At 61.6% G+C, this 24,168-nt stretch carries 24 protein-coding genes and 4 pseudogenes; 20 read left to right on the forward strand and 8 right to left on the reverse strand.

All coding sequences use genetic code 11. The features are described from left to right. Window positions 1-97 precede the first annotated feature (97 nt). Entirely contained in the window at window positions 98-1,369 is a 1,272-nt protein-coding gene (locus tag H9L15_RS14285; protein ID WP_187714533.1) for an O-antigen ligase family protein, read from the forward strand. Here H9L15_RS14285 and H9L15_RS14290 read toward each other — a convergent pair. Further along, a complete protein-coding gene (locus H9L15_RS14290; RefSeq protein WP_187714534.1) occupies window positions 1,366-2,454 on the reverse strand; it encodes a glycosyltransferase family 4 protein in 1,089 nt (362 codons plus the stop codon). The two genes, H9L15_RS14285 and H9L15_RS14290, sit on opposite strands and share 4 nt — an antisense overlap. A 424-nt stretch (window positions 2,455-2,878) precedes the next feature. On the opposite strand from H9L15_RS14290, the gene H9L15_RS14295 reads away from it, so the two are divergent. The 8 genes and pseudogenes from H9L15_RS14295 (at window position 2,879) to H9L15_RS19140 (ending at window position 9,084) form a co-directional block, all read left to right on the forward strand. Then, entirely contained in the window at window positions 2,879-3,277 is a 399-nt protein-coding gene (locus H9L15_RS14295) for a hypothetical protein (RefSeq protein WP_262984823.1), read from the forward strand. A 33-nt stretch (window positions 3,278-3,310) separates the two neighbouring features. Further along, a pseudogene (locus H9L15_RS14305) lies at window positions 3,311-4,665 on the forward strand (oligosaccharide flippase family protein). Next, window positions 4,662-5,390: a glycosyltransferase family 2 protein gene (locus H9L15_RS14310; protein ID WP_223276299.1), complete on the forward strand. Its 729-nt coding sequence runs from the start codon at window positions 4,662-4,664 to the stop codon at window positions 5,388-5,390. Before H9L15_RS14305 ends, H9L15_RS14310 begins: the two are co-directional and overlap by 4 nt. After that, window positions 5,387-5,674: a hypothetical protein gene (locus H9L15_RS18080; protein WP_223276300.1), complete on the forward strand. Its 288-nt coding sequence runs from the start codon at window positions 5,387-5,389 to the stop codon at window positions 5,672-5,674. The genes H9L15_RS14310 and H9L15_RS18080 overlap by 4 nt, the downstream gene beginning before the upstream one ends. Next, the gene (locus tag H9L15_RS14315) at window positions 5,671-6,921 is read left to right on the forward strand and encodes a glycosyltransferase (RefSeq protein ID WP_187714537.1); all 1,251 of its coding nucleotides are present in this window, start codon (window positions 5,671-5,673) and stop codon (window positions 6,919-6,921) included. Before H9L15_RS18080 ends, H9L15_RS14315 begins: the two co-directional genes overlap by 4 nt. Continuing rightward, a complete protein-coding gene (locus H9L15_RS14320; protein WP_187714538.1) occupies window positions 6,918-7,979 on the forward strand; it encodes a Gfo/Idh/MocA family protein in 1,062 nt (353 codons plus the stop codon). The genes H9L15_RS14315 and H9L15_RS14320 overlap by 4 nt, the downstream gene beginning before the upstream one ends. After that, a complete protein-coding gene (locus H9L15_RS14325) occupies window positions 7,976-8,950 on the forward strand; it encodes an NAD-dependent epimerase/dehydratase family protein (protein WP_187714539.1) in 975 nt (324 codons plus the stop codon). Before H9L15_RS14320 ends, H9L15_RS14325 begins: the two co-directional genes overlap by 4 nt. Next, complete coding sequence (locus H9L15_RS19140; RefSeq protein ID WP_262984824.1) at window positions 8,950-9,084, forward strand: hypothetical protein; 135 nt, start codon at window positions 8,950-8,952, stop codon at window positions 9,082-9,084. Before H9L15_RS14325 ends, H9L15_RS19140 begins: the two co-directional genes overlap by 1 nt. On the opposite strand, the gene H9L15_RS14330 is transcribed toward H9L15_RS19140, so the two are convergent. Further along, a complete protein-coding gene (locus H9L15_RS14330) occupies window positions 9,081-9,368 on the reverse strand; it encodes a hypothetical protein (protein ID WP_187714540.1) in 288 nt (95 codons plus the stop codon). The genes H9L15_RS19140 and H9L15_RS14330 overlap by 4 nt on opposite strands. After that, a complete protein-coding gene (locus H9L15_RS14335) occupies window positions 9,368-10,222 on the reverse strand; it encodes a glycosyltransferase family 2 protein (protein ID WP_187714541.1) in 855 nt (284 codons plus the stop codon). Before H9L15_RS14335 ends, H9L15_RS14330 begins: the two co-directional genes overlap by 1 nt. A 240-nt stretch (window positions 10,223-10,462) precedes the next feature. Between H9L15_RS14335 and xrtV the strand changes: the two are divergent. From xrtV to H9L15_RS19145, 3 genes and pseudogenes are all read left to right on the forward strand, one after another. Next, window positions 10,463-11,243 (forward strand): annotated as a pseudogene (gene xrtV, locus H9L15_RS18085) (exosortase V). Next, window positions 11,240-11,808 (forward strand): annotated as a pseudogene (locus H9L15_RS14350) (exosortase C-terminal domain/associated protein EpsI). The pseudogenes xrtV and H9L15_RS14350 overlap by 4 nt, the downstream one beginning before the upstream one ends. After that, window positions 11,805-11,927, forward strand: coding sequence for a hypothetical protein (locus H9L15_RS19145; protein WP_262984825.1), 123 nt, complete (start codon window positions 11,805-11,807; stop codon window positions 11,925-11,927). The pseudogene H9L15_RS14350 and the gene H9L15_RS19145 overlap by 4 nt, the downstream one beginning before the upstream one ends. Before the next feature lie 3 nt (window positions 11,928-11,930). Here the strand turns inward: H9L15_RS19145 and H9L15_RS14355 are convergent, their stop codons facing one another. Continuing rightward, complete coding sequence (locus H9L15_RS14355; RefSeq protein ID WP_187714545.1) at window positions 11,931-12,188, reverse strand: XrtV sorting system accessory protein; 258 nt, start codon at window positions 12,186-12,188, stop codon at window positions 11,931-11,933. 90 nt (window positions 12,189-12,278) lie between these two features. Between H9L15_RS14355 and H9L15_RS14360 the strand changes: the two genes are divergently transcribed. Then, on the forward strand, window positions 12,279-13,109 hold the full coding sequence (locus H9L15_RS14360; protein ID WP_187714546.1) for a SurA N-terminal domain-containing protein: 831 nt from the start codon (window positions 12,279-12,281) through the stop codon (window positions 13,107-13,109). Window positions 13,110-13,115: 6 nt separating this feature from the next. Here the strand turns inward: H9L15_RS14360 and H9L15_RS14365 are convergent, their stop codons facing one another. From H9L15_RS14365 to H9L15_RS14380, 4 genes are all read right to left on the reverse strand, one after another. Beyond that, window positions 13,116-13,835 (reverse strand): CpsD/CapB family tyrosine-protein kinase, encoded by a 720-nt coding sequence (locus tag H9L15_RS14365; RefSeq protein WP_223276301.1) that lies wholly within the window; start codon window positions 13,833-13,835, stop codon window positions 13,116-13,118. 112 nt (window positions 13,836-13,947) lie between these two features. Then, a complete protein-coding gene (locus H9L15_RS14370) occupies window positions 13,948-15,309 on the reverse strand; it encodes a lipopolysaccharide biosynthesis protein (protein WP_187714548.1) in 1,362 nt (453 codons plus the stop codon). Window positions 15,310-15,373: 64 nt separating this feature from the next. Then, entirely contained in the window at window positions 15,374-16,633 is a 1,260-nt protein-coding gene (locus H9L15_RS14375) for a hypothetical protein (RefSeq protein ID WP_187714549.1), read from the reverse strand. A gap of 19 nt (window positions 16,634-16,652) precedes the next feature. Next, window positions 16,653-17,114, reverse strand: coding sequence for a polysaccharide biosynthesis/export family protein (locus tag H9L15_RS14380; RefSeq protein ID WP_262984826.1), 462 nt, complete (start codon window positions 17,112-17,114; stop codon window positions 16,653-16,655). 257 nt (window positions 17,115-17,371) lie between these two features. On the opposite strand from H9L15_RS14380, the gene H9L15_RS14385 reads away from it, so the two are divergent. The 7 genes and pseudogenes from H9L15_RS14385 to H9L15_RS14410 all read left to right on the forward strand — a co-directional run bounded on the left by H9L15_RS14385 (window position 17,372) and on the right by H9L15_RS14410 (window position 24,090). Further along, complete coding sequence (locus H9L15_RS14385) at window positions 17,372-18,808, forward strand: tetratricopeptide repeat protein (RefSeq protein ID WP_187714551.1); 1,437 nt, start codon at window positions 17,372-17,374, stop codon at window positions 18,806-18,808. A 293-nt stretch (window positions 18,809-19,101) separates the two neighbouring features. Beyond that, window positions 19,102-20,288: pseudogene (locus H9L15_RS14390) on the forward strand (exopolysaccharide biosynthesis polyprenyl glycosylphosphotransferase). Then, window positions 20,278-20,664, forward strand: a complete 387-nt coding sequence (locus tag H9L15_RS18090; RefSeq protein WP_223276302.1) for a WecB/TagA/CpsF family glycosyltransferase — start codon at window positions 20,278-20,280, stop codon at window positions 20,662-20,664. The pseudogene H9L15_RS14390 and the gene H9L15_RS18090 overlap by 11 nt, the downstream one beginning before the upstream one ends. Window positions 20,665-20,687: 23 nt before the next feature. After that, complete coding sequence (locus H9L15_RS18095; protein WP_262984827.1) at window positions 20,688-21,029, forward strand: WecB/TagA/CpsF family glycosyltransferase; 342 nt, start codon at window positions 20,688-20,690, stop codon at window positions 21,027-21,029. Window positions 21,030-21,048: 19 nt separating this feature from the next. Continuing rightward, entirely contained in the window at window positions 21,049-22,119 is a 1,071-nt protein-coding gene (locus tag H9L15_RS14400; RefSeq protein WP_187714552.1) for a cell wall hydrolase, read from the forward strand. Continuing rightward, window positions 22,116-22,757 (forward strand): glycosyltransferase family 25 protein, encoded by a 642-nt coding sequence (locus H9L15_RS14405; RefSeq protein ID WP_187714553.1) that lies wholly within the window; start codon window positions 22,116-22,118, stop codon window positions 22,755-22,757. Before H9L15_RS14400 ends, H9L15_RS14405 begins: the two co-directional genes overlap by 4 nt. A gap of 181 nt (window positions 22,758-22,938) precedes the next feature. After that, the gene (locus tag H9L15_RS14410; protein ID WP_187714554.1) at window positions 22,939-24,090 is read left to right on the forward strand and encodes a DUF1996 domain-containing protein; all 1,152 of its coding nucleotides are present in this window, start codon (window positions 22,939-22,941) and stop codon (window positions 24,088-24,090) included. The last annotated feature ends 78 nt before the right edge of the window (window positions 24,091-24,168 follow it).

The following is a 24,168-nucleotide window of genomic DNA, read 5'->3' on the forward strand; positions in this document are numbered from 1 at the left end:
AGAGCTCAGACTTGAAGTACATCCTCCTTCTCATCTGGGCCGGCCTCGTCCCTGTCGTCGTGAGCTATCTCAAGACGCAGCCCGCGAAGTACGCCAAGTGGGCCGCCTTCGCGATGGGATCATCCCCTTCATCACCGGCACATTCCATCTCTATGTTGCGCCGATCGCCTGGCCGGCCTGGCCCCAATTCCCCAAGGGAATGGAGATCTCGGCGCTCGATTTCCTGGCGATCGCGATCCTGATCGGGACCACGTCAAAGGTGAGGACGCTTCGGCAGATCTGGCCCTGGCTCGCCTATTTCGCCGCGGTCGTTATCGCCATCCCCCAGGGTGAAGTGAAGATGGCGGGCTTCTTCTACGCCTGGCAGATCGCGCGCGTTGCACTCGTCTGTGCGGCCGCCATTCGGATTGCCGCGTACGCCGACGCGCCAGAAAGCATGGTGAAGGGAATCTTCGCGGGCCTCATCTTCCAGGCCATGTTCGCGATCAGCCAGTCCGCCAGCGGCGCCGCACAGGCGAGCGGGGAGTTCAGCTCTCCTAACCTGCTGGGCATGATGGCTCACTTCGCGATCTTCCCCGCCTTCGCTCTCCTGCTTGCACGGAAGGACACGGGTTGGGCCCTCGCGGCCTTTATCGCCGCAGTGGTGGTCGATCTGCTCACGGCCTCACGAGCAACCATGGGCCTGGCGGCGATCGGGCTGGCGCTTCTCGGCGTCGTATCGATCATGAAATCATCGACGACCTGGAAGTTTGGCATCGTTGGTGCAGGCGCTCTAATGGTCGCTGCCGTCAGCCCGTTTGCGATCGGGGCCATTCAGGACAGGCAGGCCACCAACAATTCCGAGAGTTCCGATGCGCAGCGCGAGGCGATGAAGGACGCGGCCAGGATGATCATCGCCGATCATCCCTTCGGAGTGGGACCCGACCAATATGTCGTAGTTTCTAACATGGGCGGCTATTCGGCGCGCGCAGGCGTCGGCTGGATGTCGGCAACCCGAGGCACCTCGGTCCACGAATCCTATCTCCTTGTCTGGGCCGAGACCGGACTTCTAGGCTTGATCACCTTCCTGATGGTCCTCTTCCGACCGATGATCGGCACATACCGGGCCGCATTCCGGTTTCGAAAAGAGTTCGAAAGCGAGCTGCTTCTGGGGTTCGCGGTCGCAACCACGATTGTCGCGATCCACCTTCTTTATGAGTGGCTGTGGATCATGTTCCTGCTGCAATACACATTCGCCATGACGACGGGCGTGGCGATCGGCATTGCCATCCGACTTGCCTCGCGCTCGAAAGCACCTGCGGTGCGGAAAGAGGCGCGTCCCGCAGAACCACGGCCACCACTCGAAGAGCCCGTTCCTTCGCCGAATTAGCGACCCGTCGAAATCACCTCGGAGAAAAAGTCGCGATACTGGCCGGCGATGGCCGACCACTCGAACTGCGAAGCGCGCTCAACCAATCTTTTCCGATCTTTGTCGCTTCGATCGAGACCCTTCGCCAATTGCTCCTTGATGGATGACTCCACGTTCGGATCGCCCAGCAATCCTTCGGCGCCGAGAATCCAGCGCGTTCGCGGGGAGTCGTACGCGACGATAGGGACTCCCGACGCCATAGCCTCGACATAGACATTGCCGAAAGACTCGTCCTGCGAGAGGTGAAGCACGGCGTCCGCACTCCGATACAAGGCGGGCATGTCCGCGGACGGGACGGTGATTTGCCGATAGCGCCCCGGCAAGCGTTCATCGGCAAGCGCCTTCAGATCGGCTCGTAGGGGACCGTCCCCCGCGACAATCAGCAGTGCATCGGGCAGAGCGCTGATGGCCGCGACGCCCTTGTCGATGTTCTTGCTCGCGATCATCGCGCTGACCATCAGGATGACCGGGCGATCGGTCGGCAGTCCAAACTTTTCCCTCTCTGCCGTTCCCGGATGAAACCGCTTGGTGTCCACGCCATTGGGAATCAGCGCGCACCGATACGCCTCCCGGTTCCGATCGAAATAGTCAGGATTGATGCAGACCAGGCCATCGCAGCCGAAGAATCTATACTCGGCCCGGTTGGAGACTGCAGGCCAGTCCCCGTTTTGCGTGACGAAGACATGCGCGGGCCGGTTCCGTCCGCCGGCCGCGCGCAACGCCCAGTTCGTGAATGGGTAGGAACAGGTCGCTGTCACATCGAAATCGGCCGGATCATACGCTTTTAGAAGGCCGGGGATGAAACTTGCGTCTTCCCAGGCTGTTTCGGTTCGGAACAGGGGCAGTCGAGGCCATCGCTCGAACCGCTCCCGATTGATAAGTGACGCCTGCACGTAATTGTACGGTTGATTGGCGCGTGGAGGACCGGATCCGATGAGTGTAACCTGGTCTCCGCGCTCCGCTAGCTCGGACGCGACGGAAATGAACGCAACTTCGGCGCCACGATCCACCCGGTGCAGGCCAGGAAGCGCAAACAGAATCCTCATAATTCAAGCGTAACGGCGCTTCTCCGGGCGGTCCACGCCCGCCTCTCCTTGGTTGACACGCAGCCGCACTAGTCCAGACTCCGCCGCAAAGTTTAGGAAGCCGAATGAAGATCGAACCGCGTAAACACTGGCAGACCGCGATGCAGGGTTATGCGGATGAGCTGATGGCGCTCATCAGCCAGTATCCGGACGCCAATATCCTGGAGCTGGGCGGCGGCCGCTGGCCTTCCTTCCGGCTTGCGGAAATGCCGAAGAACGTTGCCGCTTACACGGTCAACGACATCGATCCAAACGAGCTTGCCCATAATGGCCCGAATACGAAAAGGCCTGCTTCGACGTCAGCGGCGATTCCTCGGCGTTCAAGGACACGTATGACGTCGTCTTCTCGCGTTTCCTCGCCGAGCATGTCGCAGACGGAATTGCCATGCACCGCAACGTCTTCAACGTGCTCAAGCCGGGCGGGGCGGCATTCCACCTGATCCCGACGCTCTTCGCATCGCCGTTCGTCATCAATCGGATCTTCCCCGAGCGACTTTCGTCGAAGCTGCTGGAACTCCTGACTCCCCGGCGGGAGATTTCGCCCAAGTTCCCGGCTTATTACTCGGCCTGCCACGGCGATACGCGAAAGATGCGCAAGATGTTCAAGGACATCGGCTATTCACGTGTGGAGATCAGGAACTTCTACGGTCACTTCTATTACGAGAAGATCCCGGTGCGCGCGAGCTGGAGCAGTTTGTCTCCGGCCTGGCAGCCAAGAACGAATGGTCGTGGTGGAGTTCATACGCCTACATCACGGCCTACAAGTGATCCCGATCGACCCTGACAGTCGAATTCGGTGAACGTCATTTCCAAAACCATGGCCGCGAGGATCGGCTGGACCTCGGTCGTGTTCGGCGCGAACCAGGTTTTGCGGCTGCTCAACAACGTTCTGTTGGCACGGTTGCTGGCGCCCTCGCTGTTTGGCCTGATGACGATCGTCAATGCCATCCGCGTCGGCGTCGAGCTTCTGTCGGATCTCGGCATCAACCAGAATATCGTCAGCAGTCCGCAGGGCCATACCAAGGATTTCTACGATACCGCCTGGACGCTTCAGGTGCTCCGCGGGTGCTTCTTGGCAGCATCGCCTTTGCATTGTCGCAGCCGCTCGCAGCATTCTTCAGGCAGCCCGAACTGGCGGTGATCCTTCCGGTCGCGTCGCTGATGTTCGTTTTCAGCGGCCTGATGTCGACCAGCGGTGGCCTGCTCCAGAAGCAGATCAACGTCGTTCGCGCCGGTCTGTTCGAGCTTTGCGGCCTCACCCTCACAATCATCGCCCAGGTGAGCCTCGCCATCGTAACGCCGACAATTTGGGCGCTGGTTCTTGGAAGCGTAGTCGGATCCGCGATCAGCCTGATCGCGAGCTACCTGCTCATCCCCGGCATCCGCCACCGCTTCTTCATCGATAAGGCGATTGCGGGGCAGATCATCAGCTTCGGCAAATGGATATTTCTCTCGTCGATCATATACTTCCTGGCGATGAACTTTGACCGGCTCTACTTCGCCAGGCAGATCACGCTCACCGAGCTCGGAATCTTCTCGATTGCCCGCGCGCTGACGGACATGTTCAACCAGTTCGCCGTCCGAGCGAGCAACATGGTTTTGTTTCCCACTGTCGCAGCGTGGCAAATCTCGGAAGTCGAGGTTCGGTCGCGCGTTCTCCGCGGCCGTCGCCTGCTCTTCCTTGCGGCAGCGCTTGGATTAGGCGCGGTGGTTTCCGTTTCCGATCTCATCATTCAGTTGCTGTATGACGACCGTTATCTCCAGGCGGGCGCGATCCTTCCGCTCCTGCTGATCGGCGTGTGGTTTTCAATCCTCTGCACGATCAACGATTCCATTATGCTGGGCACGAAGCGACCGGCCTACCCTGCCCTGTCGAGCGGAGCGAAGTTGCTGTTCTACGTCGTCGCCCTCCCGCTGACCTTTCACCTCTACGGTTTCATGATGGCGGTACTGGTGCTCAGCCTTGGCGAGGTTGTCCGGTACATCGCGCTCTGGACGTTCAGCCGCCGCCAGCATCTGGGGTTCGGACGGGATGACCTGGTGCTGTCGCTTATCTTCTTTGGCTCAATCCTCGCGTTCCGCGAACTTCTTGCGCTCGTCGGGCTGACCGGCGGGATCACGACCCTCTTTCCTCTTCTGAACGACCTTCAGGCGAGCATTGCGGGCCTATGACCGAGACTCTTTCAAATCCTGGTGTCGGGTTCGTCGTGATCGGCCGAAACGAGGGCGAGCGGCTGAGGCAATGCCTTCAATCCATCGCACCGATCACCAACCGCGTCGTGTATGCGGACTCCGGATCGGCCGACGGGAGCGTCGCCCTTGCGCGCGAGGCGGGCGCGGTGACTGTCATTGCCGAAGGCTCTCCGATGACCGCCGCGCGAGGCCGCAACACCGGCTTTCAGGCTCTGCGTCAGCAATTTCCGGACTGTGCCTACGTTCATTTCATCGATGGCGACTGTGTCGTGGAGCGGGAATGGGTCGCAATGGCCGCGCGATTTCTCGACGAGAATCCCAAGGCCGCGGTCGCATGCGGACGGCGGTTCGAGGCGCATCCCGACGCCTCGTTCTACAATCGCATCATCGACGACGAGTGGGATACGCCGGTCGGCCTCGTGCAAAGTTGCGGCGGCGATGCCCTGATGCGGGTTGCCGCCTTCGAGCAGGTCGGCGGATTTCGTTCGGGCCTGATTGCCGGCGAAGAGCCGGACCTCTGCGCGCGCCTGCGTGAGGTGGGTTGGGAGATCTGGCGGCTGGATGCGCGGATGACGCGCCACGACGCTGCGATCCACAACCTGTCCCAGTGGATGCAGCGCGCCGCCCGATCGGGGTACGGCTATGCGCAGGTGTGGACCGCCGGCCGCGGGCTGCCAATCGTCTCTACGGGCGGGAGATGGTGAGCGCATTCCTCTGGGCCGCGATCATACCAGCGATCGTCATTCTTTGCGCATTTCTGGTCGGCAAACCGTTTCTGTTACTGGCGATCCCGGCCCTTTACGCGCTTCAAATTGCGAGGATCGCGCTTCGCAAAGGCGGGTCGGCCTACGCCTGGAAATATGCCGCTCTCATGATGTTTGCCAAGCTCGGAGAGGCGAAGGGAGTTCTCAAATATTTCCTGACATCGAAGGGCGACTTGAGCTTCGATTACAAAAGTTCGCAAACGATTGGGCGTTCGCCGGCATGACGAACGAGCCGCCCTCGCCGACCGTCGCTTATGTGATGACGCATTATCCGCGAGTTGCTCTGTCGTTCCTCTCCGGGGAGATCGACGAGATGGAGTTGCGCGGCGCGACGATTGCGCCGTTTGCGATGAATCTGCCCGACCAGGCGGACCTGCTCTCCGAGGACGCGAGGACGCGATACGCCAAGACTCATTACCTCAAGCGCAGCTGGGGTGATCTTCTCGGGGCATTCTCCTCGGCAGCCCTGAGGCACCCGTTGGCGATGGCCAAGTTGATCGGAACTGCGGTCAAGTCGGCGCGTGGGGATCTGCCGCTGACGGCTCGGCGCTTCTCCCATTTGCTGCAGGGCGCTGCGGTCGCGCGAGAATGCCAGCGCCGCAACATTCATCACCTGCACGCGCAGTTCGGGCAGGCTCCTGCAACGATCGCCTGGTTTGCAGCCGAAATCATGAACTTCGGCGAGCGCCGGGCGAACTGGAGCTTCACGATCCACGGATTCCAGGATTTCGTCGACGAGACGATCGCCAGGCTGGACCTCAAGGCGGCGAGCGCCTCGTTCGTGGTTTGCGTCAGCGATTTCACGCGCTCCCAACTCTATCGGCTTTTGCATCCATCGCTCTGGAATCGCGCCCGGGTCGTCCGGTGCGGAATCGACCTTTCCCGGTTCCGACAGCGGCCCGCGCGGCCTCAATCCGCAGTCCCGCGTCTGATCAGCGTCGGCAGGCTTTCCACCGAAAAGGGCCAGGTCGTGCTCCTTCGCGCCTGCAAACTGCTCGCCGATCGCAGCACCAAGGTGCATCTGACTTTGATTGGCAGCGGTCCGCTCGAAGGCCTGATCCGCAGCGAAATCGCGAACGAGGGGATGGCAGATTACGTCGAGTTGACGGGTGAACTGCCACCCGGCCAGGTTCGCGAACGGCTCGAGGCATCGGATGTGTTCTGCCTGACCTCCTTCGCGGAAGGACTGCCGATTTCGATCATGGAGGCCATGGCCGTAGGCGTGCCCGTCGTCGCATCGTCGATCGCCGGCATTCCGGAGCTGGTGGTGAACGGAGAGACTGGCTTGACCGTCCCGGCCGGCAACGTGGAAGCACTTGCCGATGCGATCGAGAAGCTTCTGAGTGCTCCGAACCTGCGGGACTCAATAATCGCCGCAGCCCGGAAGCGCGTCGAGCAGCAACATGAACGTCATCGCAATTGCGATGCCATGTTCGAGCTGCTGACGAACCGTGCCGAGGTCGTCGCATGAATTCCGGTCAGCCCCTCAAATGCGCGGTGATCGGGTGCGGCACGATCGCCTACGAGCATCTGCCGTATCTGTCGGAATCGCCGTTGGTCGAACTTGTGGCGGTTTGCGATCGATCGAACGCGGCTGCCACCTTCGTGCAGAAGCGCTTCCATGCGGCCAAGGCGTACACCGATCATGCGGCAATGCTTGCGGATGCGAAGCCGGACGTCGTCCACATCCTCACCCCGCCGCATACCCACGTGGCGATTGCCCGCGATTGCCTGGACGCTGGCGCGAACGTGATTTGCGAGAAGCCGATGGCGGGCACAGCTAACGAGACAGCGGACCTGCTCGATTACGCCGCCGAGCGAGATCGCCTCTTGGTCGAAAGCCGCAACTATCTTTTCAACGACCAGGTCATCGACATCCGGCGGATCATCGACGGCGGCGAGCTCGGTGAAATCCGGGAGATCGACCTGATCCTGTCTCTCGATTTCCTCGGCGGACCGTTCGGCGATCTCAACCTTGCCGGACCCGGTGTCGACCTTCCAGCTGGAGCAGTCCACGACTTCCTGCCCCACCTTGCCTACCTTTTTCTGGTCTTCGCCGGGCATTCAGGCGACGTCGACGATGTCCAGGGTCGCCTTGCGAACCTCAGCGGCAATTCGCGCGCCGGTTTCGACCATCTCGATGCGCTGGTCGTCGCAGGAAATGTCCGCGGGAGGCTCCGGATCACCAGCGACGTCGGCCCAGATTCTTTCCGCGTCTACGCGCGCGGGACGGATGCGTCGCTCGAAAGCGACCTGTTCAATCCGTTCCTGCGTATCGATGGGCCGCCCAACATCGGCAAGCGCAGCTTCATCGGCCAGATCCGCAACGGGTTTTCACTGGTTCGAGCCGGCACCCGCAACCTGCGCAACAAGGTTATGCAGCACGGCACGTATCACGGCATGCCCCGCATGCTCGACGCCATCTATCGGTCGCTGGCTACATCCGGCGAGCCGCCATTCACGCCTGCACAAATGATCGACACGGCCAGGCTCGTGGATCGCCTAGTGGCATTGAAGATCGCACGATGAAGGTCCTTGTGACCGGAGCAACAGGCTTTCTCGGCCGTGCAGTCGTACGTGCATTGGCAGAGCGCGGGCACGAAGTCGTCGCGATGGCCAGGCCGGCGGCGTCCTTGCCGCAGCCAGTCTCTCCGAACGTCAATTACATTCGAGGCGATCTGCGGCAGGGCGGCGAATGGTGCAAAGCCGTCCGCGGTGTGGATGCCGTCGTTCACGCGGCCGCGTCGACGGGCGGAGGATTTCCGGACCAATTCGCCGGCACCGTGGTCGCGACGGAGAACCTGCTCAACTGCATCGACTGGGAGTCGCTCCAGCGTTTCGTCCTCATCAGCAGCTTCTCGGTTTACGACTATGCCGGCGGCGGGCGCGCGATCGATGAGAAGCACCCGCTTGAACCCGACCCATCGCGGCGGGATGCCTACACCTGGACGAAGATGCTCCAGGAGGACCTGGCCGCATCGACCTGCGCAGAGCACGGCGTTTCGTTCGCGAGCATTCGCCCCGGCGCGATCTACGGGCCAGGCAAGGACTGGGATTCGGGTGCCGCAATGAAGACCGGGAAGTTCGAGCTGGTCTTCAGTCCGCTCGCGAAGCTTCGGCTCACGCACGTCGACAATTGCGCGGAGGCGATCGCCGCGGCGGTCGAGAAGGTCGGTGTCGATGGCGTTTTCAACATTGTCGACGACGAGGTTCCAACGCACGCGGGTTATCATCGAGCGTGTCGCGCCGCAGGTTCGGACGCCCGCCGCGCCCTCTACGTCCCGTGGTGGTTCGTCGCCTCCATGGGTCTCGGGGTGAGACTGGTGAACAGGCTCTTCTTCGGCGGCAAAGCGCGGCTGCCGGAAATTCTTGATTACCCGAGGCAGAAGGCGCGCTGGCGACCGTTCAACTATTCCAATGCGAAGGCGAAAGCCGAGCTTGGGTGGGAACCACGCGTCCGCGTCGCCGAAGCCACGCGTTTGATGTTCGGAAAGCGCTAATGCCTGAAAACGAAGATCCGGAACAACAGCTCCTGCTGAAGGGCCGCTTCTCCTTCGGGTTGCCCCATGCTCTCATTGCGGCCCTCCTCGGCATCACGATTGCGGCGATCGTGGCGCTTTCGAATCTGTCCTAGCGGCCGGTTCGAAGCCACTCCTTCGGCGCACCACCGCGAGCGAGGCCGAGGTACATCGGCAGCTTCCAAAGCATGTACAGCGGCAGACGAGCTAGCGCGCCGAACGAGATGAACTGGCGGCCTTCCTTCGCCCAAGCCAGCAGCAAACCGGCCCCCGCGATGCAAAGCAGCGAGACCTGCACCAAAATTGGCCACCACTTTGCGCCCGAAACCGCGGTGAGGCCGGCGGCGACGCACAGAACGGCCAGGTTCAGGGTCGCGAACAACGCGAGCGGCGGGATCATCAGGTCGAGCCCGGACAATATGCCGCGAAGGTTTCCGCTTCGGACGCCATGCAGCACTTCGCGTGGACCCCAGCGCAACGCCGTCGCGATAAAGCCCCTTCCCACCGCCGGCGCTGGGTCAGCGTGCCTCGCTCCGTGCTCCCGCCACTCCACACGAAGGCGTTCGTCACGAGAACCGGCGGATGCCCCGCATCCGAGAGCTCGAGCCCCAGCGCCAAATCCTCGACCACGCTCGAGCGTACGTGGCTCGACGCGTCAAAAAGAGAAAAGGGCATAGCCATGCCCGTGCCTGTCAGATGCACTCGCCCGGCCATCCGCTGCAGTCCTCGTTGACGGACGAGGTTTTTGATCAGGAATGCAAAGGTCGAAAGCTGGACCAGCGGCGGCGCGGAGCGGTCGGGTCGCAAGAGGTTGATCGTTTGGCTCGGGCGCCCGGCGGACGCACTGGCAACGAGCGCCTGAAGGCTCGCTTTATCGATGCAGCAGTCAGCGTCCATGACTGCGAATACGTCGGGCGGATCCGAGCGCAGGTGGTCCGCAGCGAAGGCCAGCGCGAAACCCTTGCCCCGTTGATCGAGGTTTCGACGCTCAAGCACCTCGACGCCCGCCTCCCGACCAATTTCAGCAGTTGAGTCCGTGCAATTGTCGGCGACGACGAGAAGCCGCATTCTTTCGCCAAGCGCCGCCTTCAGCGACCGCAATGTCTCACCGATGACCAGGCCTTCGTCATGCGCGGGGACGACGATAACGGCCGAAGCGCCCGAGCGCTTGTCGGCGGCGGCTGAAGACGAACCGAGCCCGACGAAAAGCTCCAGCGCAAAGACTGTGGTGAGGACCGCAAATGGCGCCAGCAAGATTACGACTAAGGCCGTCACGCGAACTGTCTCAAAATCGTCAAGGGGACCTTCCAGTAGCTTGCGGCTTATTTAGACTAGGTTTAGCTCTTTCGTGCACTACCAGCGAGATGCACGTGCCGCGAGCGAGTACCCCTGTTGCTTTTGACCCGGGAGCCACCTCAAACCAGTGGTCTGCGCTCGATCGGTTTAGCCGATCTTGCGTTGATTATTGGCGCCGCGCTGCTTGTGCTGCCGACGATGTACGAGGTCGGACGGTTCAATTGGACGACCGAACAAGGCGGCCACGGGCCGATCGTACTCGCGACGGGACTTTGGCTGCTCTGGCGCGAAGTGCAAGCCAGTCCGGCGCCGCGAAAGCCCGGCAATTCGATTATCGGCGGGCTTTCACTTGTCGTTTTGCTGGGCATCTATCTTGTGGCGCGCATCACGGGTGTTCTCGAGATCGAAGCGCTCGCGATGTACGGTGCCCTTATCGTCGGGTCCTATCTGCTGTTCGGCGGGCGCTTGTCCGGTCGATCTGGTTTCCGCTGTTCTACTTGGCCCTAACCCTGCCGCCTCCGGATTCTGTCGTTGCGGCGATCACGCAGCCGATCAAGATCATCATTTCCGAATGGGCGGTGAGCCTGCTCCACGCACTGGGATATCCGATCGCCAGCTCGGGGTGATGATCCAGATTGCCCAATATGAGTTGCTTGTCGCGGCTGCCTGCGCGGGACTGAATTCGATTATCAGCCTCGGTGCGATCTGTCTCTTCTACGGGTACCTCCGGCATCGCCAGAACGTACCGGCATTCCTGATCATCGCCGCGTCCGTGATCCCGATCGCGGTTTTCTCCAATTTCATCCGAGTCCTCATCCTCATCCTTATCACCTACTATTTGGGTGAGGCGGCGGCGCAGGGCTTCCTGCACGATTTCGCCGGACTGACGATGTTCGCCGTGGCGCTTCTGACAGTGTTCCTGATCGACAGTCTGTTCACGCGCATCTTCAATCTTCGCACCGAACGGCTCGCAAATTGAGCGACGAAATCACCTCTCCGAACACGTCGATCACGCGACGGAAATTCGCGCTCGGTCTGGCCTTCGCATCGGTCGCGGGGGTTGCCGCTGCGCGTCAGCCGACAAAGAGCATCGATCTGCTCGGCGACAAGAAGCTCGAGAATGTCATCCCGGAAAAGATCGGCAGATGGTCGTTCGTTTCAAATAGCGGCCTAGTCGTCCCGCCGGAGGATCAGCTTGCGCGGGCGCTCTACAGTCAGCTGCTGACCCGAACCTACATGGATGAGGCGGGGAATGGCATCATGCTGCTCGTCGCTCAAAGCCCTACGCAATCGGGCATCCTCCAGATCCACCGCCCGAATTCTGTTACACCGCCGGGGGCTACAAACTGTCACCGAGCACACCGCATTCGGTGGATATCGCCGGCCGTGCCTTCCCCGCCCTCAGCATCTCCGCGACACGAGACGGGCGGACGGAGCAAATCGTCTACTGGACTCGCATCGGCAACCACATGCCGACCAGCTGGAGACAGCAGCGGATGGCCGTGGCCATGGACAATCTGCGCGGATACATCCCGACGCCGTGATGGTGCGCGTCTCGACGTATGGCGTGGATCGGCCAGCTGCCCTTGCCGACGTCGATGAGTTCATCCGCGACCTGATGGGATCAGTCACGCCACAGACGCAGCGGGTACTGTTCGGCTGAACCTCAGCGTTTCGGCCAGGACTTCAATGGCTTCAAGTAATAGAAGATGAAGCCCAGCGTCGCCAGGATCAGCGGGATGGCGATGAAGTGCATGCCCTTGTTGCCGATATAATTGGCAACCGCGCAGCCCAGCCCCGCGCCCAGGTATAGCCAGATGGAGTCATTCTCATCCTGCACTTGGTCGGAGGTCGAGCGCTGCATGAACAAAACAACCAGGCCGGCAAAGATTCCGACCGTGATCCAGTCATACGGTGTTTCCAAAACCCTCTCCCGCCGATGTCCTGTGGCATGGTCGAATCCGCCATGCTATGGCCGTTCGCAAGATGTATTTCAAATGCTTGGGGGTCCAGCGTGCGTTCTAAAATAGTACTCGCCGTCAGCCTGGCTTTGCTGGCGTCGGCCTGCAACAAGAAGGCCGAAGGTCAGACCGTCGCCGTCGTAAACGGCGAGGAGATTACCGCGACCGAGCTGAACGCCGAACTTGGCGCCGCGAAGCTCCCGGATGGCGTCGACAAGGATCAGGCTCGCACACGCGTTCTCCAAGCCATGGTCGACCGCCGCCTGCTCGCACAGCAGGCGAAGGCCGATGGCATCGACAAGTCGCCGGAATTCCTGAACCGGCAGCGAAAGATGACCGAAGAACTGCTGATCAACATGTTCGCGTCACGACAGACCGATTCAGCTCAGCTGCCAACCGCGGCCGATATCGAGAAGTACCAGGCGAGCCATCCCTGGGTCTTCGCCAATCGCGAGCTGTGGAGCCTTGATCAGGTGCGGTTCGCCATGCCGACCGACAGCGCGCTTCGGAAGCAGCTAGCCGATGCCAAGACGCTTGATGAAGTCCTTGCCGTCCTGACCAAGGCCGGCATCCAGTTCACTCGTCAGAAGAACCGGCTGGACACCGCGGTCATCCCGCAGAACATTTACGGCCAGCTGACCACGATCGGCACCGAGCCATTCATCATCCCGGTCGGTGATCAGGCAGTTGCGAGCGTTATCATCGGCCGCGAGCCGGCGCCACTGACGGGCGACAAGGCGAAGTCCGTGGCAGTCTCTTCCATGCGCCGCGACAAGACGAACACGACGGTCCAGGACCGCCTGAAGGCTGCGCGTGATTCTGCAAAAATCGAATATAAGGAAGGCTTTGCGCCGCCGGCCACGACGCCCGCGGCGAAGAAGTAAGCTTACCTAGTCTACTTTCGCCGTCGGGTCCGCTTGGGCGTATCCGGCGGCGTAATAGTCATCGACGCCGTAGCCCTCGCTGACGACGCCACCACGATACTTGTTCAAAACCACACCGGCGAGGCGCGACTGGCCGAGGTGGCTGATCGCGTCATGAACTTCACGGGTCTTCGTCTTACCCTCTTCCGCAACGACGATGTAGGCGTCGAGGCGAGCCATGACAGTCGCGGCGTCGTCGTTCGCAAATACGGGCGGCAGGTCGACAATAAACAAGTTCTTGTCATCCGACACGCGCATTGAACGAAGCAGGACCTGGGCCCGCTCGCCGGCAAGCAATTCGGCTGAATGAATCCGCCCCGCCGCCGTCGGCATGATCAGCAGCCGCTCGTTTTCGAGACGATACGCAACGGGCGTATCCGCGCCTGGCGATCCTTCGAGGAAGTCGCGGATGCCGGACTGCGGCGCGAGGTCGAAGATATTGCTCAAAGAGCCCCGGCGAAGGTCGAGATCGACGGCGTAGGTCGAATAGCGCGGATCCCGGCTCAATGCGGCGGCCACATTCGCGGATATGAATGATTTGCCCACATTCGGCGTCGCGGAAACGACACCGAAGAGACGCCAGCCATTCTTGGCCTTCATATCGAGCAGGCGGGAGCGGATCAGGTTGAAGCTCCGCGACCGGCCATCCATGCTGTCGAAGCCAAAGATCCCGCGATCCTTTGCCATCGCCGAATCCCAAGGGACTTCGACGGCGTTCCGGCTGTCGGGAAGCGGCGCCACCGAAAGAGACGTTCCAGACTCAACCAAGGGTGATGCTCCAGACGTCTGGTGAATAGGGTTATGCAAGGCCAGCCTCACGCTTCCTCAAAAATCCGAAGCGCTTCTTAGCAGGCTTATTCTGAAGAATTGGTACCACGCCGAGCACCGGATAACCCATGCCCTGCAGCTGCGCCGGGCTTCGCATCGGACGGTTCAGGAGCTCGACCAGTAGCGCGAGCACAAAGCCCAGGCCCAGGCCCGCTGCGGCACCGGCCGCGATGACCAACGGCCGGTTCGGCCAATGCGGCTGATCCGGCAGGTTCGGTGGCTCAACGAGCGAGAGTCGCTCAGCGCGCTGTTCGTTGGCGAGACGAGCGCTGCCCTGCGCCTTCATGAGATTGGCCGCAACGTTCCGATACTGCTCGCGAAGGCCGCTGGCCTGGTTCTCGAGCTGCATCGCGCGTTCCATGATCGCAGGCGCACGCGCCTGGCCGGCCATGGCAGAGTTTACGCGCTCGATCTGGGCATCCTTCAGGACACGAAGCTGGGCAATTTGAGCGTTGTTGGCCCGGATTTCCTCCTGAACGGCGGACGTCGCCGTGGCGCCGCCGCTCTGGGCTGCCTGGCGCAGAATGGCGACACGCTCGCGAGCTTGAACGACATCAGGGTGATTATCGCTAAGCGTTGCGCGCAGCGCTGCTAGCTGCGCCTCCGCCTGACCCAAGGACGAGTCCGAACCGGTTCCGCGCGTCTGAGCCAGCAGGCGGCGATTTTCTGCCTCGAGCGTAGCGATCTGCGCTGAATAGCTGCCCGTATCTGCGTACGGAACCGCAGATCCGGCAAGGACCGCACCATTGCTCGACTTCAGGGCAGTGATCTGGTTCTCGATCGCGCTGATCTGCGTCTGCAGCTTTCCGGCCTGATCGGACAGGAAGCGAACTGTGAGGTTCGCCTGATCCTCAACCTCGTCGCTATCCATCCGAAGGAACTGCGTAACGTAGGACTGCATGACCGTCTGTGCCTTGCCCGGCTCCGGATAATCGAAGCTCATGCTGACGGCGATCGTCGTGTCCTTGCTAGTGCCGCCCTGCCCGATGTCGCCGGCAAGTGCGCCGATCAAGGTCGCCTTCCGCATCTTGTCGACGATGTAGGACATCGGCTTGGATCGGCGCTCGGACGAATAAAGGTCGTTCGCCTCGATCAGGCTGATCAGGTCCCCGCGGCTTAATACCTGCTCACGAATACGAGCGATACGCTGCTCGATCTGGCCATTGCCGGGATCGTCCACGATCGCGGTCGGCAGCTTCTGCGATTCCACCAGGAGAGTTGCCGAGGAGCGGTAGAGCGTGGGCAGAAGGAATGCCGTGAGCAGAGCCGCCGAAAAGATCGCCACGAAAGGGATGATGACGTACCAACGGCGCTGCCACAGGATCGTCGGCATGTGGTTGATGAGCCAGGCCCCACCACCCCGCCGCCTTCGACGCGTTCGACAGTTGCAGCTTCCATTAGAGATCACCCAGTCGATAGCGGACGAACAAGGACCCGCTGAAATCGACGTCGGGGTCCGGCCCCGTCTGCGCAAGCTTGCGAACGCTAAGATCCACGCCGCCGGAAAGGCGGTTGCCGATCTTGCGGCTGTAGCTGCCCGCGAGGTTGAAATAGTTGCTCTTCAGATCGGTCAGGATTCTGAAGTCCGACGAGTAATGGATGTAGTTCGCCGCAAGCTGGACAGACTGCTTGTCGTCCAGAATCTTGAACCAGTTCACTCCAATCGAATTGGTCGTGACGAGCGAGTTCTGCGACTGGCTCTCCATATAGCGAGCGACCCGGCCGCAGAAGCGTTCTGTCGGACTGGTGTGGCAGACCGAGCCGTCGAACGACAGGTTCGTCGAATGCCCGTTGCCGGTGAGACGATCGAAACTCGAGAAGGACACGCCGAGCGAGCCATTCGCATCCCAGCTCTCGCTGAGAAGCAAGCGGGCCGTCACCGCCGCGTTGACGATCGTCGCACTGTCGCTGGACCGATTATAGTTCGTGTGATGTGCGCCGACGCTGACGCCGATGCTCGTCCGCTGCGACAATTGATGGCTGTATGCGGCGGTCCCGAAGACGGTGGTGTAATCGTCGAGCAGCTTGTCCGTGTAGAACAGGTGCTGCGCGCCGCCCGACACGGTGACGCTGCTCCGCAAGCTGGTACGGATCGACGCGCCGGCCTGACCGTACAGCTGGTATTGCCGTCCGGTGAAAGAGAAGAGCGTCGGGTCCTGGACCGGAATCGGCGTCGGCGGCAGGCTTGGATCGGGAACGATGATCTGGCCGGGCGTATAAAGGAAGCGGTTTCCGAGCTGGCCTGAAAGGTCGCCGCTGAAACCGAGCGACCCGAACGCGGTGACCGTCTCGCTCAGCTTCTGCTGGGTGTCCCCGGTGACCTGGAAAATGCTCTTCACACCATAATCGTTGAAGTATGTCGTGCCCTCGACGAAGCCGGTGATTGACGTACGTCCGCGGTCGTTGCCCCAACTGTGGACACCGCGAGCTGATGCGCGTCCGAAAGCAGACCCATTCGAGCCGTTGAACTCGAAAAAGGGATTGGTCGAGTAACCAACGCCCGCCGTCAGATCCAGGTACGTGAGATTGGTACGATTTGGCGCGGTCGGCGCATTGAACCCCGACGCCGTCGTCGACGACGAGTCCGTCGGCGCAGTCTCCTGAGCCGCAGCGGGTGAAACGTAAAAGGCGGCCGCCCCATTGTGGCCGCAAGGCATCGCGCGCGGAAAGAAGTCATCACGGCACCACCATCGTATCGCCGCTCTGGATGAACGGAATATCTGACTCCGTCAGGCCGGTCGCATCGCCCTTCAGCACATTGTTCAGACGAACGCGGATGGTCTGGACCTGCTGTCCGGACTTACGGAGAATTTGAACATTCGCCATCGAGGCGAACTCGGTCGGCCCGCCCGCGAGGCTGATTGCCTCAAGCGCATTGACGTACCGGCCGGGCGTATAGGTGCCCGGCGAGCGGACCTTGCCAATGACGGAAAACTGATAGCCGCCGGGGTTCTTGACGCTGACCGTTACCTGCGGAACGGCGCCCCGGTACTGCGGCTGCAGCGCAGCAGTGATGATTCGCTCGAGATCAGACGGAAGCTGACCGGCGGCAACAACTTGTCCGACCAGCGGGAAGGCGAACGTCCCGTCCGGAAGTACACGGACTACGCGCTGCAGGCGCTCGTCGCCCCACACCATGATCTCGATATCGTCGCCAGGATTGATGCGATACGCCGGCCCGCGCTGGTCTGCGCGGGCACGGCCGGCCGCCGGACTTGGGCGGCTGCGGCTTGGATGAACATGGACTGGAGGAGAACCCCGCAAATCAATGCGATTAACGATTTACGCACTCAGCAAGACTCCTTCAGACAGTCCGCGCGCACTATGCGGGTTCGCCCCGCCGTTCAGCATGCTAGGTTACAAAACGATAACTCGCAGAGTAGTATATACAAATTATGAAGGTCCGAAGCCCGTTTTTTGCGGCTTGTTGCATTGCCGCCACGGCGCTTTCCCTCTCTCTGGGAGCCTGTACTTCGCGCGATGAGGCCGCGCGGCAGGGCTATGCTGAGTATCAGGCGGCCTTTGCCGCAGGCGACCTTGAAGCCGCTCGCAAGGCGCTGCTCAAGGTTGTCCAGGCGAAAGACGACGAGGCGACATATTGGGAAGCACTCGGCAAAGTTCAGATCCAGCTGGGAGCGTTCGGCGAGGCCTACGACGCCTTCACGCGCGCTTACGAGCTTGATCGGAACAACGCCGACACGCTGGCGAACCTGACGCAGATATCCCTGCTGAGTGGCGATATCGACAAGTCGGAGGACTTCGCCCGGCAACTCGAAGTCGTCGATCCCAACCAGCCCGTCATCAAGCTCGCCTACGGCTATGCCGCCATCAAGCGGCTGGACCTCGACGATGCTGAAAAGAACGTCGACGCACTGATGGAAATCATGCCCTACGAGACGGGCGTGAAGCTGCTCAAGGCTCGCGTTCTCGTCGGCCGGGGCAAATCAGATGAGGCGGAGGCGCTCCTCAAGGAGCAGATTCGCATGCGGCCGAACGACTTTGCGGCGACAAAGGGACTGATGGCCCTCGCAGAGCGGCAGGAAGATTGGCCGGATGTAGCGGCCGCAGCGACGAAGGCGGCCAATCTCAAGCCCGAGGAAACGGCGATCCGCCTAAAGGCCATCGACGCAGCGCTCCGGTACAAGGATTATCCGCAGGCCCGGCGAGCCGCGCAGCCGATGCTCACGCCGAATGCGCCGGGAGATCAGGTCGGAGACGTTCTGTCGCTTTGGAAGGACCGTTGGAACAGCCCGGAGGCGGTCGCAGCCGCACGCGAGTTGAGCAAGACCGCAGGTCCGCAGCAGCAGCTGGCCTACGCGACCTACTTCAACGAGGTCGGGAAGCCCGAATATGCGATGGAATTGATTGGTTCGCAGCCGATACTTCCGATTACCATCACCAATTCGGGAACGAATGCCATCATCGCGGAGTCTCTTGCCCAGACGGGACGGGCGGCGGAAGCAAAGAAACTTTTCGATACGATCCTGCTGAAGGAGCCGGATCATGTTTACGCGCTTCGCGCCCGGATTAACCTTGAAATAAGGGCAGGTATGGCAAAGGCCGCGATCAACGATGCCCAGCGGCTTGTAAGCGTGTTGCCGAAATCGGCTCGTGATCGCCTTTTGCTGGCGAAGGCTTATGCTGCTGCGGGAGACGACCGGCAGTTGGACAGGACGCTTTGGGATGCCTTTCACGAAATCCGTGGAGATCGTAGCATTTACGAAGCATTGCGTGCGCACATCGCCCGATCGGAAGGGCCGGATGCCGCGCAGGACGTTGACGAAGAATATCGTCATCAGCTCGACGCGGAGCTCATTGAAGAGTTCTTCTGATGCCTGACGACGCGGCCCTGTCGCAGGGCAATTCCGAGAGCGCTGGAGCACGTCCGGCCGGCGACCGCCGGCCGCGCGTCCGCTTCACCTCGAACATCGTCGGACCAATCTTCCTGCTGGCCGACTTCATCTGCCTTGCGATCAGCGTCCCGATCGCGCTCGTTTCGTACAGCTTCCTGGTTGGCGTGCCGGTCAATTACCCGGTTCACATCTTCGCGCTGGCCGTTTTGATCGCGGCCTTCCTGCTGATCCGTTCGAGCCGCCGCGCCTATCGCCGCACGCTCGTCGACCTGATGCACGAGGAAGGCGATGCACTGGTCGATGCGACCGTCGCAAGCCTGCTTGCCTCGGCCCTCGTCTGGCAGTTCGGACTGATCGAGATTTATTCCAGGGGCGTCAGCCTCCTGTATTTGTTGTCATTGCTGGTCTGCCTGGCGATCTCCCGCCCGCTGATCCGCATCTTCCTGACGCGAATGGCTTCCAGCGGCGCGATCGAACAACGGATCGCTTTCTACGGTGCCGATCCCCAGTCGGTGGCGATGATCCGCCGCCTGCTGACCGCCCTCGACTTGCCGCACCTGCGTTTCGTTGGCGTTGCGGACGACCGCCCGAAAATCGAGGCGCTGGACGACCTCAAACTGATCGGCGGTTACGAAGACCTCGCGGAGCTCGCCCGGCGCGGCGAAGTTGACCAGGTGCTGATCAGCGTTCCGAACCTGCCGCCCCAACGTTTGCACGACATCGTTGATGGTCTCAGCGCGGTTTCAGTGGACGTATCGCTGATCCCGCCTGAGGCGATCGAGCTTGCTCCGGATTACCGTGTGCACCTGCTTGGCTCGCTACCCGTGCTCAACCTGTGGCAGCGGCCGTTCCGGGACGTGAACCAGTTCGTGAAGCGCGGCGAGGATTTCCTGCTGGGCGGGATCGCGCTGGTCTTCCTCGCTCCGCTGATGGGAATTGCGGCTCTGCTGATCCGCATGACGAGTCCGGGCCCAATCCTGTTCGTGCAACCACGGGTCGGCTTCAACAACGAAGTCATCGACGTCTACAAATTCAGAACGATGTATGCTGATCAGACTGACCTCGGCGCGCGCGCGACGACGACCAAGGACGATCCGCGGGTAACGCCGGTTGGCAAAATCCTGCGCAAGCTCAGCATCGACGAGTTGCCGCAGCTGTTCAACGTCATCCGTGGCGACATGTCGCTCGTCGGCCCCGCCCGCACGCGCTCGAGATGCGCGTCGGCGATCGCTACTATCAGGACGCCGTGCGCGGCTACGCCGGACGCCATCGGGTCCGCCCGGGTATTACGGGTCTCGCCCAGGTGAAGGGACTTCGCGGTGAAATCCGAACCGTCGAACGGGCCATGCGCCGGGTTGAGCTGGACAAGGAATACATCGATCGCTGGTCGCTGTGGCTGGACCTCCACATTATGCTCGCGACTGTCCGCGCAGTCTTCTTCGACCGCGATGCCTACTAGCCGTCGGAATTTCCTGGACGTCGATTTCGACGCCGAACCGACCAATCAGATCCTGGCCCGCATAGAGGCGGTCGGTGCCGACAGCCCGTACCAATTCCTAGTCACTCCGAACGTGGACCATCTTGTCCGCCTCCATCGCCGCGCATCGGATGTGCCGGGCCTTGAAAACGCCTACCGCCAGGCGAACTTCTGCGTCTGCGACAGCAAGGTCCTGGCCCGTCTCGCAAAGTGGAAAGGCGTTGACCTGCCTGTCCTGCCGGGAAGCGACCTGACCGAGATTCTTCTGAAGTCGGTCGTCGTTGCCGGCGACAAAATCGCCATCGTCGGGGCGATCCGGAAACGGCCGACGACCTCCAGTCCAGGTTTCCCCAACTGAAGATCGTTCAGCACCGTCCGCCCATGGGCTTGCTGACGAATGCATCGGCTCGCACGGCGGCGGCGCAGTTTGTCGCTCGGGAGCGGGCGCGGTTCACCTTCATTTGTGTTGGATCGCCCCAGCAGGAACTGATCGCCGCAGAGGTCGCGAGTATGCCCAAAGCGCGGGGCCTGGCGCTCTGCGTCGGCGCGGGTCTCGACTTCGTGACGAACAAACAGAAGCGCGCTCCCCTGATTGCACGGAAGCTTGGCCTGGAATGGGCTCACCGGCTGGCCACCAATCCCCGGCGGCTGTGGCGGCGGTATCTCGTCGAAGGTCCGGCGATCTTTCTCATGGCCTACCGCTGGCAAAAGACAGCGGCATGAAGATCGAAACTCCAACCCAATGGCGGAAGCGGCGGCGCAAGCGGCGTTTTGTCATCGCGGCGCTCGCTTCGCTGGTCCTGCTTGCGGCGGGCATTTCGGCAGCGATCTATCTTGCGCGCCAGAACACCCGTCACGCCATCGCCGGTCGAAGTGCGTCGGCCACGATTGCCATCTCTCCAGCGGTGCAACTGAACCTGCCCCGCCGGACCTCTTCAAGCCGATCACGCCGGAAGAAGCGCTGAAGGAGAATGCGCAACGGGCATTCACGACCCGGCCCGACACCCCAGCCGGCGCGTTCAAGCTGGACGCGGATCAAGCGACGCGTGACCGGGCACTCGAATGCCTCACCCAGGCCGTCTATTACGAAGCGGCGGGCGAAGGTCTCGACGGGCAGCGCGCGGTCGCCCAGGTCGTGCTCAACCGCATGCGTCACTCGGCCTACCCGCACTCGGTATGCGGCGTGGTCTACCAGGGCGCGGACCGGACCACCGGATGTCAGTTCACGTTCACCTGTGATGGCTCCCTGACCCGCGCACCCGCCCAGTCACTATGGAAGCAGGCCGAGCGCGTCGCGACTGAAGCCTTGGCTGGAAAAGTCTTCGGTCCCGTCGGGCACGCGACCCATTATCACGCGGACTACGTGCTGCCGTATTGGGCGGACTCACTCGATAAGTCGGTGCAGATCGGGCGTCATATTTTCTACCGTCTCAAAGGCGGTCTTGGAGCTGCAAGCGCATTCCGCCAGCGTTACACCGGGGCCGAACCGCTTCCTCCGCCGCCTTCCACTGTCCAGATTCCGCTCGACGGAATTCCGGATCCCCTGAAGCCGTTGATCGAGCCTGCACCGGATGACCCGATCAAGGTGACCAAGGGCGAGCTGGTATCGACCACCGAGCCAAAGTCGGAACTGGTCTCGGACGAGACCCGGGGAACATTGGTCATCGATAGCGGAACGCCGATCATAAAGGCTACGCGACGTGAGGCATCGGACGCATCCAATTGCTCCAAGGGAGCGAGCGGGACACGACTTCGGCCCATGGCCGCCAAGGATGCACGCGCGCAAGGCGGGTCGGACGGATGCAAGCCGTGAGTTTCTTCGACGCTTTCGATGCAGTCCGAATCCTCAACCTTCCGCATCGCGACGATCGGCGGCGCGAGATGCGAGAAGAGTTGGCTCGTGTCGGGCTGGCGGATGATTCGAGAGTTTCATTCTTCAAAGCTTCGGTCGGTCCGGACGCGGGCCGCTTCCTTAACAAGAACGTCCATGGCTGCTTCCTCAGCCATCTCGCCTTGCTCGAAACGGCCGCGAAGGCTGGCGAAAGGGTTCTCGCCCTCGAGGACGATTGCGATTTCAACGCCGCCGCTCGCGACTATGTGCTGCCGGATCGCTGGGACATCTTCTACGGCGGCTACGAGGCGCAGGATCCGTCCGACCTCGCCGATTCGAACATCATTGGGGCGCACTGCATGGGGTACAGCCCGGAAGCCGCGCGCCGCCTGTCGGCCTACTTGCGGTCGATGCTGGAAGACCCGGATTTCGCGCCTGATGCGAAGGCAGCCCTGGAGCCGGACTTCGACCCGGCCATCAAACCCCTCTCGACGGTGCGATCGTCTGGTTTCGCCGGGCAAATCCGGATCTCGTCACGGTCTTTGCCCAGATTGCGGAGCAGCGACCCTCGCGGTCCGATATCACCAGCGGCCGGCTCGATCGCTTGGCGCCGGGCGTAGCAACGGTCGCGCGCCGTTTGAAAAGGGTGCTGATGACAGCCTTTTCGCGGTCCTGAAACGACCGGTCGAACGTCGCCCAAACGACAGAAACATGGTTTATTGAAACTTAGCTCTGAGCTTACCTGATCTTAAGAGTCTCAGTCCGATTTTGCTCTCCAGATTTTGTCTGGGAGGCAAAACGGTGAGCAGTGAATTTTCGACCTTCAAGGCCATGGCTATCGGTATTGCAATTGTGGTTGCGGGTGTCGCCGTCGCGCCGAGCGTGACGGGCGGGCAATACGACATGCTTCGCCTTACGAAGCCGCGCAAAGGCAAGTCGACGACCGATACCGGTGGCACGACTACCACGACGCCGACGACGACCACCGGCGGAACGACAACCTCGCCGCCGACATCGACCACGACCAACTCCTTCTACTCGGAGCTGTCGATGGTCCCCAGCAACTTCGACGTGAACTCGGAACTGGTTCCGTCTTGGGGCACGGGAGCAATCCCGCCGTCGGCCAGCCCTGACGTCGTCGGCGCCTTCCGATTCATCTGCAACGCCGGTCAGCTGCTCAAGGACGATCCGATCGTCTACCCCGGACAGCCAGGAAAATCGCACCTCCACCAGTTTTACGGCAACACGGGCGCGAACGCTTACTCGACCTATTCCAGCCTGCGCGCCAGCGGCTCGTCGACCTGCATGTCGCCGCTCAACCGGTCTGCGTACTGGATGCCGGCGATGCTCGACGGCAAGGGCGACGTGATCCGCCCGGATTACCTCGCGATCTACTACAAGCGCCGGCCGATCAGCGATCCGAAGTGCTCGCTGTCGAGCGGCGATCCGCAGGCGGAAGGCAATTGCGTTCCCCTGCCGAACGGCCTGAAGTTCATCTTCGGCTACGACATGATCACCGGCAAGGCGCCCACCGGATCCGTCTACTTCAACTGTGACGGCCCCGGCGCGACACAGGGACACTATCCCTCGATCCCGGCGGCAATGGCGACCTGCCCCGCCGGCGCGAAGATCGGCGCGATCGTCAACGCCCCGTCATGCTGGGACGGCAAGAACCTCGACAGCGCCAACCACCGCGATCACGTGACCTACAAGTCGTACGGCAGCTGGGCTATGCCAAGTGCCCCGACACCCATCCGTACGTCATTCCGGACTTCACGTTGCAGGCCTGGTTCTCGATCCAGGCGGGCGACGACCTGTCGCAGTGGCAGCTGTCTTCGGACGCGATGCGTCCCGACCTGCCGCACGGCTCGACCTTCCACGCAGACTGGTTCGGCGGGTGGGACAATACCGTGCTCGCGATGTGGACGGATAATTGCATCAACAAGAAGCTGAACTGCTCCGGCGGCGATCTCGGCAACGGCAAGCAGATGAAGATGTTCTCCGGCTTCAGTTGGACTGCGAGCCCGAGGC

The organism is Sphingomonas daechungensis (genome assembly GCF_014489495.1).
GTDB classification, from domain to species: Bacteria; Pseudomonadota; Alphaproteobacteria; order Sphingomonadales; family Sphingomonadaceae; genus Sphingomicrobium; species Sphingomicrobium daechungense.